7 protein-coding genes are annotated in these 12,787 nt (G+C 67.7%); 3 read left to right on the top strand and 4 right to left on the bottom strand.

All coding sequences use genetic code 11. The features are described 5' to 3' along the window. The first annotated feature begins 310 nt into the window (after window positions 1-310). Together N1F91_RS30070 and N1F91_RS30065 are read left to right on the top strand one after the other, a co-directional pair. Window positions 311-3,631, top strand: a complete 3,321-nt coding sequence (locus tag N1F91_RS30070; protein ID WP_289997562.1) for a hypothetical protein — start codon at window positions 311-313, stop codon at window positions 3,629-3,631. A gap of 59 nt (window positions 3,632-3,690) precedes the next feature. After that, the gene (locus N1F91_RS30065; protein WP_289997561.1) at window positions 3,691-5,373 is read left to right on the top strand and encodes a ShlB/FhaC/HecB family hemolysin secretion/activation protein; all 1,683 of its coding nucleotides are present in this window, start codon (window positions 3,691-3,693) and stop codon (window positions 5,371-5,373) included. A gap of 105 nt (window positions 5,374-5,478) precedes the next feature. On the opposite strand, the gene N1F91_RS30060 is transcribed toward N1F91_RS30065, so the two are convergent. Next, a complete protein-coding gene (locus tag N1F91_RS30060) occupies window positions 5,479-7,131 on the bottom strand; it encodes an NAD(P)/FAD-dependent oxidoreductase (protein WP_289997560.1) in 1,653 nt (550 codons plus the stop codon). Between the two features lie 439 nt (window positions 7,132-7,570). Between N1F91_RS30060 and N1F91_RS30055 the strand changes: the two genes are divergently transcribed. Beyond that, entirely contained in the window at window positions 7,571-8,428 is an 858-nt protein-coding gene (locus tag N1F91_RS30055; RefSeq protein ID WP_289997558.1) for an FkbM family methyltransferase, read from the top strand. Here the strand turns inward: N1F91_RS30055 and N1F91_RS30050 are convergent. The 3 genes from N1F91_RS30050 to N1F91_RS30040 all read right to left on the bottom strand — a co-directional run. Beyond that, on the bottom strand, window positions 8,346-9,641 hold the full coding sequence (locus tag N1F91_RS30050) for a hypothetical protein (protein ID WP_289997555.1): 1,296 nt from the start codon (window positions 9,639-9,641) through the stop codon (window positions 8,346-8,348). The genes N1F91_RS30055 and N1F91_RS30050 overlap by 83 nt on opposite strands. 42 nt (window positions 9,642-9,683) lie before the next feature. After that, the gene (locus N1F91_RS30045) at window positions 9,684-12,329 is read right to left on the bottom strand and encodes an AMP-binding protein (RefSeq protein WP_289997553.1); all 2,646 of its coding nucleotides are present in this window, start codon (window positions 12,327-12,329) and stop codon (window positions 9,684-9,686) included. A 164-nt stretch (window positions 12,330-12,493) separates the two neighbouring features. After that, on the bottom strand, window positions 12,494-12,787 hold a 294-nt coding region (locus tag N1F91_RS30040), incomplete at its 5' end, for a hypothetical protein (protein ID WP_289997551.1).

Below are 12,787 nucleotides of genomic sequence, written 5' to 3'. Positions count from 1 at the left end.
TTGGCAAACCCTCGATAAGGCGATCGAGCCCATGACCCTTGACCTCGCCGCTTGATCAAGCGCAAATCATCCCGCTCGGAGGACGTCGCCAGAGAATTTCCACCACATACGAGACACAACCACCGGCGACCTGGCGACGGTCGGTCCGGCAGCCACCATCGAGGCGCGCAACATCGATCTCGATGCATCCGGCTCGATCGGCGGCCTCAACTACGCCCTGCCGACCGGACTTCCGGTCGTCACCACCGCGCCGGCCATCGGTGTCACGCTGCGCGGCGGCGCACTGAACGCCGCTGCGGCCAACGGCAGCGTGGCGATCGAGACCCGCGGCACGCTGACGGTCGGAGAGATCACGGCTGCCGGCTCGGTCGACGCGGGCGCCGGCAACATCACGCTGACCGCGCTTGGCGCCATCGAAGGCTTCGATGCGAATGCCCTCGTCCAGGCCAAGCGCGTCTCGCTCGTGGCGGGCCTGAATATCGGTTCCGTCGCGGATGGCGGCCAGCTTCGCGTCAACACCGGCTTCACGCTCGACCGCGCGTTCGGCGATCCCGCGGTGACGCCGAGCCTGGAGATCAACCCCTCCTACGGCCTGAGCGCGCTGGCCGGCGGCGACATCGGCATCACGTCGACCGCCTGGAGCGACAATGCCGACGGCACGATGCTCGTCGATCAGGTCGTCTCCATCGGCGGTGACGTCCGCCTCGTCGCGGAAGGGCGGATCCTCGACAACAATCCCGTCGAGACCATCGACTCGCGAACCTACGATCAGTTGCTCTCCTACTGGGAGTCGCTCGGACTGCTTGCCGAGGATGCCGATCGCGGCATCGATGGGACGGTCAATGCCGAGAAGCAGGCGGCGACCATCGTGGGCTTCGAGCGGGGCCGCACCCAGGCCTATCGCCAGTACTGGCAGCTCCGTGAGAGCCAGCCCGACGGCGGTGCCGCGTTCGATCCCTCCTACGCCGTGACGGTCGATCCGTCTTCCAAGCTGCACGAGGCGCTCGAGCAGCAATATGATTCGGCCATTCGTGCCGAGAACCCCGACCTCACCGACCTCGAGGTGGCCGTGGCCGTAGCCGGCAAGATCGAGGAATACGAGCTGTCGCAGACGCGGATCTACCGCGACCTGAACAGCCAGGTCGGCGGACTGACCGAGACTTTCGACAGCGCCTTCACCTACACGGCGAGCCTCGACGAGCAGGCGGCGCTGACACGCGGCGCGACATGGACGGAACGTCAGCTCGCCTTCTCGCTCTCGGCCGGCGCGCTCAAGACCGTCACCTCGACCAATCCGGTCGTCAAGGACCCCAACGTTTCAGGGCGCAGCGTGACCCTGGAGGCGGGCCTCGGCATCGGCGAGACCGTGGGAGCAGGCACGTCGGATGTGGGCGTCTCCATCGCTGCGACCATCGATCCGCGCGACCTCACGATGTCCCAGCGCATCGCGCTGGCGGCGGCCGAGCGGTCGGATCTCCAGCTTTCGGTCGAGTTCGAGGGGGCCACGGTCCTCATCCCGCTGGGCAAGAACCGGGAAGACATGACGACGACCGAACAGGCGGCGTTCGATGCGGTGCTCGACCACACGATCCCGGCCTCGGACATGACCATCGTCATCCTGACCAAGCGTCCCTTGAATTTCAACGCGCCGGACGGTCTCGACATCGTCGTCGACGAAGCGCCGGACGGGACCACCCTCGACAGGGGCACCGCCCACCTTGCATCGCGCGGCGACGGCGTCCTGGGCAACATCAACGTGCCCGGGGAGACGCGCATCAAGGTTCTCGGCACGATCGTCAACGCGAGTTCGGGCAGTGCCGTCAACACCGGCAACCTGGTTCTCGAGGCGGCACAGGGCGGCATCGGCGCAGGCATCAACCCGCTGAACGACATGCCATACCCGACGCTCGGCCTGGCCTTGAGAAGCGGATCCACGCTCACCGCCCGGGCGCAGAACGGCGTGTCGATAGACTTCACCGGCGATGCGCTGATCGACACCGTCTATTCGCCGCAGACCATCAGGCTGACCTCCGACGGGTCGATCCTCAACGCCAATGGCGACCTGCTGATCAACATCCTCGGCAAGGAGGTCCTGCTCGAAGCCGACGGTACGATCGGCAGCACGCTCGCGGCTCTCAATGTCGGCAACGGTATCGACGGCGGCATCACCGCTCGCGCCGGCGGCCTGATCAACCTCTTCGGTTCTGCCGGCCACGCCTTCGTGATCAAGGAAGCGACGTCCGACACCGGTTCGGTCGCGCTGACGGCCGCGCTCGAAGGCGTGATCGACGGTGATGTCAACGCGCCCGGCCGGATCAGCCTATCTTCAGGTCTTAGGATGGTGATCTCCGGCAACGGCGCGGTCGAGTCCTTCGCCGATGCGATCGAGGTCTCGGGCGCGTCGCTGAAGATGATCAACGGCGCGACGATGATGGCACAGCTCGGCCGTGTCGTCGTCGACGTCACCGGCGATGCGCTCGTGACTGGCATCGAGAGCGGCGTCGGGCTGGCGGACGCGGTTTCCATCACGGCCGGCGGTCGCATCTTCGCCGGCACGCTGGAAGACCGGGTCGACATCACCGCCATGGCCACCGGTGCCGGCGTCTATCTTCGCGCCGGGCTGGGCATCGGCGACAAGACCCAGGCGAACGAGAAGTGGCAGGACGCCACCGGCGACGTCGCCGGCAGCGCCAACCTGATCACCGACACGCCCAACCCGCTGCGCCTGCGCACCAACACGCTGGATGTCGCAGCCGCCGGGTCGATCTATCTCGAGACGCTGACCGCCATCACCGCGGCGACGATCGTCGCCAATCCCGGCGACATCCACGTCTGGGGTTCGGACGACTTCCACGGAAACCTGATCTCCGCGACGGGGCTGGTGTTCTTCGACGTCAACGGCGACCTCACCATCGACCAGCTGCGCGCCGGCTCGTTCGATCTCAGCGCCGCCGGCACGCTCGTGCTTCCCGACGTGGAGGTGGCCACGGAGGCCGTCCTGCGCGCGGGCTCGCTGATCGTGAACATCACGCAGGTTCCGGCGGGGCCGCCCCGGCTGAAGCTCACGCTGACGGGTTACAAGGGCGGCGTTGGAGACAGCGCGCTCGTTTCGGTGGACGCGCCGGCCGGCCTCGAGATCGGGCAGTACTTCTTCACCGAGGGCGAGATCGACACGACGGCCCGTTTCGTCTCCATCCTCGATGCCTTCGTGCCGGGCTCGCTCCTGCTCGGGACGCCGCTCCAGACGCTGCTGTGGGAGAACAGGACGCCGCTGCCGCAGTACCGGCAGAACGTCCAGCTGTTCCAGCCCGGCTTCGCCTTCAACGTGACCCTCGACGACTTCCGCACCACCACCAACGCCTTCGTGGTGAAGTACGATGCGACCGCGGAGATCATCGATGTCCTGGGCGACCTTCCCTATCCCGGCGCCAGCCTGATCCGCGACACGATCCGCTCGATGTATCGTCTGGAGTTCGCCGACGGCATCGACGGCGGCTATGTCGTCGATGATGAGGACGAGGAAGAAGACGAGGGGGAAGAGGGCGGCGAGCAGGCGAAGTCGGGTGCGCCGGTCGGACCCTACGTTGCGGCCAGCGCTCTGCCTGCCTTGAACCTTCAGGGCACGCAGTGAGGCGCGCGGCAGGGCGAACGGGTGGTGGAGGCGTTGTGTTGAAGGACGTGGGGCGTGAGATGGCTGGACGATCGGCGGCAACACCGGGCGCGCCTGTGCGACGCGGAAGCGCCGCCCGGGGCAGGGCGGCGCTGCTTGCCCTGGCGGGCCTCCTTCTGTCCGGCACCGCTTACGCTCAGGACCCGACATCGACGCTCATTCAGCAGCTCGAACAGCGACTCGACGAGTTCGAACGGCAGAACCGCGTCGAGCAGCAGGGCGACCCGGTCGTGACCGACCCGCTGCGGCGAGCCGAACTGCCGGCGCCGGGCGGACCGACGATCACGCTCCTGGACGTGGAGTTCGAGACAGATTCCGAATTCATCACCGACGGCGAACTCCGCGTCATCGCGCATGAATACATCGGCCGCCCCATCGATTTCTCCGAGATCGCGCGTCTCGTTCGGGAGGTGAACGATCTCTACGCCGAGCGCGGTGTCGTGACGGCCAGCGCCGTCCTGCCCCCGCAGGACCTGTCGAGCCGGGTGCTCAAGGTGCGTCTCGTGGAAGGCAAGCTCGGCAGCATCGCCGTAGTCGGCGAGCGCAGGACGCGCGACGAGCTCATCCTGGACCGTGTCCGGCTGGTCAAGGGCGACCGCGTCGTGGACGTTCCGACGGCCTCGCGTGACATCACCTTCTCCAACCGCACCAGTCTCATGCAGATCCGCATGCTGCTGCAGCCCGGTGCCACCTTCGGCCTGACCGACATCGCCCTCGGCATCACGGAGCCGCCTCGCAACCAGCTCACGGCCTACATCGACAACCAGGGGGTCGAATCGACCGGCGACGTGACGGGGGGGCTCATCTGGCGGCATTACGGGGCGCTGGGCCTGGACGACAGCCTGCTGGCCTTCGTGACGCGTTCGCGCGGCAGCGTGTCCGGAACGCTCAACTACGATCTGCCGATCAGCACCTTCGGAACCCGGCTCGGCCTCGGCTATACCGGAACCGGCACGACGGTGGTCGACGGTCCTGCCGAATTGCTGGACGTGACGGGAGAGGCGCACGCCGGAACCGTCACGCTGTCCCAGGCCCTCGTTGCAAGCACGAACTGGCTGGTCCAGGCCAATGCCTCGGTGTCCTATGGCAGCTCCAAATCGAACATCGGTCCCGTGCCTCAGGTCGATGCCCTGACCACGCGGGTGGTGGTCGGCCTGCCGATCAGCTACACCGGCGAGCGCCACAATTTCTACGTCCAGCCACAGATCGTGTATGCGCATGTCGAGGACCAGCTCGCGCCCGCCGGGATCAACGGTCGCGACCTCGTTCTCTACACCGGCAACGGCGGAGGCATGCTCGCCTTCAACGAACGCTACAGCGCACATGTGCGCGGCGCGTGGCAATACACGCGGGAGGAACTGCTTCCGGGGAACCTGCTGTTCAATGTCGGCGGACCGACGACCGTTCGCGGCTACCCGTCCGACGGCGTCGCGGGCGACAGCGGCTACTACGTGCAGGCGGAACTCGCCCGTCGGTTTACGGACGGACTCCAGGGCCTCAACGCCTTCCTCTTCGCCGACGTCGGCGAGGTCTTCTCGACGTTCCCGGATCGGACCACGCTCGTCTCGGCCGGCCTCGGCCTGTCCTACGACATCGGCAGCCAGGCGACCTTCGAACTGACTGCGGCGTTCCCGATACTCGATGCCGTCGCGGACCAGTCCGACGTAACGGTATACGGACGGCTCACCGCACGGATGTTCTGACTTGCGGCTGCGCCTTGCGCTGGCCGTACGTTCGGCCAGTCGCGCGGCGCGCTTCGTCCGGGGCGACCGGGTCCTGGGGGCCGGTGCGCACCTTTCCGACCGGTCTCAGGCCGCGGCGCTTTCCCTGGCGCGGTCGAACACGAGGTTCTCCGCCCGGTCCCGCGCGGCGGCGGCGCAGTGCTCGCGATACTTCTGGAACCCCCCGATGAACATGGTCAGGCCCTGCGGCTTGCCCTTCACGTTGGCGCCGACCCACCAGGTGTTGGCCTTGCGGATGAGCGACTTCTCGGCCAGCATCGCCACCAGATCCATCCAGGCATCCTCCACGCGCGCCGATGGCTCGACACTCCTCAGGCCGTTCCCGTCCATGTAGGCGATCAGCTCGGCGATCCAGTCGACGTCGTGCTCGGCGATGGTGATGAGGTTGGCCAGCGCCGCCGGGCCGTTCGGGCCGTTCGGCGCGAAGAGGTTCGGGAAGCCCTCCAGCATGATGCCGAGATAGGAGCGCGGGCCGCTGGCCCATTTCTCCTTCAGAGTCCGGCCGTTCCGCCCCACCACGTCGAAGGCCAGCAGTGCACCCGTCAGCGCGTCGTAGCCGGTGGCGAAGATCAGGATGTCGAGTTCGGTCTCCCCCGCTTCGGTGCGGATGCCCTTCGGCGTGATCTCGACGATCGGATCGGCCGCCACGTCGACCAGATGGACGTTCGGCCGGTTGTAGGTCTCGTAATACTCGGTATCCAGGCAGGGCCTGCGGGCGAAGATCGGGTAGCCTTTCGGTTTCAGGGCTTCCGCCGTTTTCGGGTCCGTGACGATCTGGCCGATCTTCTCGCGCACGAAGTCGGCCACCTGGTCGTTGGCCTCCTGGTTGGACAGGAGGTCGGCGAAGGATCCGAGGAAGGTGTGCCCGCCATTGATCCAGGCCTGCTCCATGACCTGCCGGCGCTGCGTCGGCGGCAGGCTGAAGAAGGGCCGCGTCGTTGCCGGCCGGGTGCCGCCCGTCGGGTTGTTGCGCATCGCCTCGCGCATGGCGCGGTAGTGGCGCTTCATCTCGGCCACGTAATCGGGCTCCAGCACGTGGTTGCGCATCGGCAGCGTGAAGCTCGGCGTCCGCTGGAAGACGAACAGTTCACCCGCCTGGCTGCCGAGCGTCTGGATGATCTGCACCCCGGTGGAGCCGGTGCCGATCACCCCGACGCGCTTGCCCTTGAAGTCGACGGGCTCGTGCGGCCATTTCTGAGCGCGCAGCAACTGCCCCTCGAACCGCTCGATCCCCGCGATATCCGGATCCTTCGGCACCGACAGCGGGCCTGTCGCCATGACGCAGAAGGGTGCCTCCAGCACCTCGCCGCCATCCGTCGTGGCCCGCCACAGCTTGGCCTCGTCGTCCCAGGTCGCGCGCGTCACGCGGGTGTTGAAGAGATAGTTGCGGCGCAGGTCGAGCTTGTCGGCCACGAAGTTCGCGTAGGCCAGGATTTCAGGCTGGGCAGCGAACTGCTCGCTCCAGGTCCATTCCTGCTCGATCTCCGGCGAGAAGCCGTAGCTGTAGTCGACGCTCATCAGGTCGCAGCGCGCGCCCGGATAGCGGTTCCAGTACCAGACGCCGCCGACGTCGCCGCCGGCCTCGACGCCGACGACCACCTTGCCCATCTCGCGGAACTTGTATGTCGCGTACAGACCGGCGAACCCCGCGCCGACGACGATCACGTCGATCCGCCGCGCGCCCGTGCCACCGACCGATGTTTGCATTTGCGTGTCCATGGCAGTTCTCTCCTCCCCATGCCGATCCGGCGACCGTTTGGGCGAAGCGATCGCCGCCCCGCCACCGGAACGGCAAGCCTGCCCGCCGCTGCGGTCTCGGCGCGTCTGACCTGATCCGGCAACCACCGGCGTTCTGTTGAATTCCAGCCTCGGCGACACCCTCCCGGGCCACCCTCGGCGACGTCGTAGGCAACCATCCAACCGCGGCCGGACCAAGTCAACGACATCGCGCATGCGCAGGGATCATTCATGGATGTGAAAGACCCGGGGCGCCTGACTGCCTGTCCGTGCAACGGGCGGGGCGGCTGTCCGTCGGGGCTCACGAGCGGCAGGGAGATCGTGCGGGGCACGAATTCCCGGTGCGAAAGGTTGCGCCGGACTGTCCCGTTTGCCGGATGCGCGCGAACCCGCTAAGCACGAACGAGCCCTGGAGCGAACGATGACGACACCACCCGCAGCCCCCACGTTCGGCGCCCTGAAGCCCGGTCCGATCGCCTCGGGCTTCCTCGCCCTCGCACGGCGCACGGGGCAGGGACGCGCTTCCGCGCTGCTGCGCTCGCTGTGCTACAGGCTCGCCGGCGGACGGTCGGGCGGACCCTTCGACCTGACGGTCTTTTCAGGCCAGTCGGTCAGGCTCCATCCGAAGGGGAACCTCTGCGAGAAGCGTGTCTTCACCAGTGATCGCCATTGGGACGTTCCGGAGCGGCGGCTGGTCGAGCGGGCGGCCGGCGAGGCGGCCGGCGCGTTCCATTTCGTCGACGTCGGCGCCAATGTCGGCCTCTATTCCCTCCATGCCCGAAGCGCTGCGGCCGCTGCCGGTCTTCCCCTTCGGGCGGTTGCCATCGAGCCGCAACCGGAGATGCTGCGCCGCCTGCGCTTCAACATCGAGGCGTCGGGCGCTGGCGGCGAGATCATGGTCTGCCCCTGGGCCGTCACGGGTACTCCGCAGACGGTCCATATCGACGCGGAAGCCGGGAACTACGGCACCGGACGCATCGTCGAGCATGGCGGCGGATCGACCGTCGAGGTCGCCGGCCGGCCGCTGGTCGACGCGCTGGACGAGGCGGGGCTCGATCGGGTGGATGTCTTGAAGATGGACATCGAGGGCGCGGAGTTTCCAGCGCTCGAAGCCTTCTTCGCCACCGCTCCGCGCGAACGCTGGCCCCGCTACGTCATCATCGAGGCGGGGAAGGGATCGCTCGACCAGCCGGCGATCACGCTTTGCCGCGACAGGGGCTACGCGGTAGAGGGCCGCGGGCGGCTAAACGAGCTGCTGGCGCTCGAACGGACCCTGTAGCTCCGGCCAGACGGTCGAGATAGGCTGCGAGTTCTCCAAGCACATCCGCCCATTCGCCCGGCCTTTGCTGGTGCATCAGCGTCACGCTTTCGTACCAGCGGCTCGCCGGTCCCTTGGACGGCCAGGCCCAGTAGGATGGCACCGACAGCAGCCCGGCGGCCGGAATGCCGAAGGTGCCGGCGATGTGGAGCACCGAATTGTCGATCGTCACCACCGCGTCCGTGGACGCGAGGCTCGCAGCCAGGGCACCGACGCTGGCCTTCGTGTCGATCGTGTCGAAATGGATGCGCCCGCCCAGCGACGACTCGAGAATTCGCCGTTCCTTCGGCGTCACGCCGTGCTGGGCGGAATGGAAATCGGCATCGAAACGCGACAGCAGGCTGGCCAGTTCGGTCGTGGGGATGTTGCGGTAGCGGCCCTGCGTCCGGTTGGTCGTCTTCCAGGAAATCGCCACCTGCGGGCGTTCGCCGCCCATCCTCGTCCGCGCCTCCGGAAGCGTGAACGGCGACCCGGCGATGGGGGCGAAGTCCGCCTGCGATCGCACCACCAGTGCCAGAGCGTCGCGCGCCGGCAGGAAGGCCGAGCAGCGTCCGGATAGGCCTGCGAGATCGCCCTCCTTGTCGACGATCTCGCACCCGGGAAAGTTGGCCCGCATCACGTCGCCAAGGCGCGCGTCGCAGGCCAGCACCATGGGCAGCGCGTGCACCTGCTCGAGCCGCTTCACCACCTTGGCGCACAGCAGTTCTCCGCCGAGGCTGGCCTTGAAGTTGAACCAGACCAGCACCGGCTTGCTCGTCGGCATGCCCGGATGCCAGACCGGAAGCCCTAGCTCGGTGACGAGCGCCACCGGATGGTTCGGGTTCTCCACGCAGATGGCGGCGCCGCCGGGCGCCATGCCCGGCGCATGGGCCAGCGGATCGAAATCCGCGCCGGGATAGCGCGGCCAGCCGCGCCCGACGTCGCCGAACTTGAAGTCGATCCAGTCCGTCATCTGCCGCGCCTTGGCGCCATGGCGGCTGTCGCCGACACTGGCGAATGCGGCGCGGGCGGCGGCATAGTCGCCCTCGTTGAAATGGCTGTCAGCCAGCGCGATCCGCAGGCGGTCGGCCGTGGTGCCGGCGCGACCGTCGAGCAGGCTGATGGCGGCCTCCGCCGGGGCGCGCATCAGCCGGGAGCCGAGACCGCGGAAGATGGCTTCGATCAGGCGTCGCATCGCATCACCGCCGTCCGCATCCCGCTCGTGCCGGCCGTGCAATCATGTGTCGCGCTCGCCGGTGAACGGGTTGACCCTGGCCTTGCGGCGGAAGAGCCCGCCGTCGCGAATCTTGTGGAACGTCCGGTAGACCCCGAGCGCGCCCGGAATCTTGTGGATGGTGTCGGCGAAACCGTCGCGGCGTTCCTCCGTTGCCACCGGCTGGCCATCGAGAAAGGTCGCGGTCGCGCTCGCCACGGCTTCCACGTTTTCCGGCCGGAAGAACTCTGCATGCCCGCCATGCACCCAGATTGCCTCCACCGGCCCGCTGAACGGCCGCTCCCAGCCGGGCCTGCCCCAGCGGATCGCGCGATAGGCGCGCAGCCGGCTCTGCTTGCCGAACATGAACAGCAGGCGTCCCTCGAATGCCGCCATGCGCGGCGTCGCATGCTCCAGGATGATCATCCCGAGCACCGGCTTTCCTGCCGCCGACAGCAGCCGCTCCAGCCGCTCGGCGATCCAGCCGCCGCGGCAGTTGCCGCCGAGATAGCATGGACCCGTCGGGTCGAGCGACAGGATCTCGGCCGCATAGTGCCGGGCGAGCCGGTCCAGCATGTCGTCGGAGGGCGGAAACAGCCGCCCACCGGAATAGAGACCGAAGAGCGGCTGGTCCGCATCGAGGTGCGGCGCCAGGCTGCCCATCTCGCGCGCCGGACTGTTGAAGCACCAGAACAGCGGAATCCTCGTCCCGTTCGTGTTGACGGCCTTCATGGCCGAACCAGGCCGCAGCACCGCAATCGAGCCGAGCGCCATGACGCTGGCGAGCGAGCGGGCGTCCGCCGCCGAAAGTCCGTCTTCCACCGGAACTGCCGTCATGTCCGTGGGCTCGGCTTGGGGCTGCGCTTCGTCGACCGCCCTGGCCATCGCCCGCACCGTGGTGATCTGCCCGAGCATCTCCTCCGGCAGCTTTCGCCCGAACGCCGCTTCCACCGCGAGGAAGACACGCACCGCCGACAGCGAATCGCCGCCGACGGCGAAGAAGTCGGCGTCGAGCCCGACTTTCGGCAGTTCGAGTTCTTCCGCCCAGATCGCCGCGATGGTCTGCTCGGTGCCGCTCGCACCGTCCGCAGCGGCGGCCACCCCGCCCGTCTCGTCGGCCGGGCCGGAATCGAGACGCGAGAGCGCCATCCGGTCGATCTTGCCGATCATGTTGCGCGGCAGGTCGTCGACGATGCGGATACGGGCCGGCACCTTGAAGGCGGCGAGCCGCGCCCGCAGGAAGGTGCGCAGCTCCTCGGGCCCCACCGTCCTCCCGTCGCGCAGAACCACGGCGGCGGCCACGTCCTCGCCGAGCGTCCGGTGTGGAACGGCATAGCAGGCCGCCTGCGCGATGGCCTCGTGTGTCATCAGCGCGTCGTCCAGTTCCTGCGGGTTCACCTTCTCGCCGCCGCGATTGATCAGCTGCTTGATGCGCCCGGTCAGGAACAGGTCGCCGTCCGGGTCGAGATGACCGAGGTCACCGGTGTGGAACCAGCCGGCGCGGAACTGCTGTGCATTGGCCTCGGGATCGTTCTCGTAGCCGGCAAAGACGTTGTCGCCGCGCACCGCCACCTCCCCGGTCCCGCCGACCGGCAGCGTCTCCCCCGCGGGTCCGACGATCCGCAGTTGCGGGCCGCAGCTGCGCCCCACCGACCCCGGCTTGCGCAGCGCCGGTGGCAGCGCCGTCGAGGTGATCAGCGGGCCGGCCTCCGTCATGCCGAAGGTCTGGAGGACGGGAACGCCGAACGTTTCCTCGATGTCCTGCATCACCTGCGGCGGCAGGGCCGCGGCCACCGAGCGCAGCAGGCGCAGGCTGTGCGGCGCCACTGCGGTCGCGTTGCGCCGGGCATGCACGACGAGTTCGTTCAGCGTCGCCGGCACGCCCTGAAACCAGCTCGGCCGGACGACGGGAAGCAGCTCGAAGAACCGCGCCGCGTCGAAACCCGGCGTGCAGATCAGCGTCCCGCCCGAGAGGAGCGGCGCGAGCAGGAGATCGACGAGCCCGCCGATGTGGAACTGCTCCCACATGGCCAGGCAGCGGTCGGACGGCGACAGGCCCATCGACCGCGCGACGTCGCCAGCCGAGGTGCAGACGTTGCGATGCGTCAGCGGCACGGCCTTGGCGCGACCTGTCGAGCCGGAGGTCAAGAGCACCAGCGCGACGTCGTCCGCGGCCGGCTGCGGCACGTTGCCGGGCGAACCGCTCACGCCATCGATCGCGCCGTCTGAGGCAAGCCGCAGCAGCGGCAGCGCGAGCGCCCGCGCCGTCGCCACCGCCTCGCCCTCGTCGGTGGCCGACACCAGCAGCGCGTCGAGCCGCGTCTCGCGAAAATAGGCCTCGTACTCGGCAGCCTTGTAGGTCGGGTTGAACGGCAGCGCCGCGCCCGCACAGGTGACGCCGAGCAGCGTCACGGCCATGTCGAGGCCGTTCGGCAGGACGATGCCGACGCGCGGCCGCCGGCCGGCGCCCGCCACGCCTGCGAGAACGGCCGCGATGGCCTCCACCCGCGCCAGAAGGGCGTCGTAGGTCAGCTCGCTGCCGCCCGGCTCCATCAGGGCAATGGCGTCGGGCGCTCGACCGGCGGTCAGGCGCAGTGCGCTCAGGATGTCGGACGACGAGGAGGGAACGGCCTCGATCGTCTGATGGTCGCCAAGGCTTTGTCCGTGCACGTTCCGATCTCCTGCCGTCTTCCTGAAGGCTCATCTCGAAGTGTTTTTGAGCAATTTTAAGTATATTTTATTCTCATAGATGCATCTTATGCGCGTATGATCGGTACAGGATCATGCCCTTCCAGTCGGGCGATTGTCGATCGCACTGCTCATGTGCCGTTACTTCAAAACGAGTTTTCGCCATAGCCATGCGAATGTAGAGGGGCTATCAGGACCGGAACTTTCGTGGGTGACCGATGCGCCGGCATTTTGCAACACCATATTTTCGTGAGCTGGAGCAGAGGATCGCGCACCATGGCGGGATGCTCAACGCGCATCTTCATCTGGATCGCGCCGGCACCGTAACCGGGGCAGATTTCCGGGCGATCAGGCTTGAGCGGCTTGCCTGACGAGATCGGGGAGTCGCGGTATCGGCTGGTGGGCGGGTATGCCGAGGCGATCGCCGAGATATCGGAAGA

It is taken from the genome of Aquibium sp. ELW1220, from assembly GCF_030398385.1.
Classification (GTDB): domain Bacteria; phylum Pseudomonadota; class Alphaproteobacteria; order Rhizobiales; family Rhizobiaceae; genus Aquibium.
The sequence above is the reverse complement of the archived record's forward strand: the minus strand, read 5'-3'. Positions and strand labels throughout refer to the sequence as shown.